General features: G+C 46.9%; 1 pseudogene. It reads right to left on the bottom strand.

Going from position 1 to position 420, the window contains the following annotated elements:
- Positions 1 to 138 precede the first annotated feature (138 nt).
- A pseudogene (locus ACYVTD_RS17140) lies at positions 139 to 420 on the bottom strand (hypothetical protein); the annotation flags it as partial.

Below are 420 nucleotides of genomic sequence, written 5' to 3'. Positions count from 1 at the left end.
GTTTACCGCCCCGTGCTTCAGCGATATGCGGGTCATTCTGCGTATGACGGAATCCGTAAACCCCGCCGTTCTGTCCGATAACTTGTACATAGTTTTATTCCTTTCTAATACAAAGGCCGTGGCTTCGCGTCACCGCGATTACCAAACCCTCGGCTTGTTTTCAGGCGCGATAACTTTCACGTCGTCGCCCGACGGCTCTATGATAAAAAATCCTTGATTTAAGGCATACTCCTTTGGTTTGGGTTTTATTACCATTGCGGCTATCGCGCCCAGAAATTCGCGTTTATCATCGTGGTCATCGGCATACCTGCGTACTCTTTCCATGCGTTTTATATGGTCGTTTATGTCCTCAATTTCGAGGGTTGTTTTAACTTCTACTATCATCGCCTGAGTGCCATTTTCCAACAGTCCGTCTAATTC

This window comes from Treponema sp. R6D11, from assembly GCF_054786075.1.
This window is presented reverse-complemented; position numbering and strand designations above follow the sequence as displayed.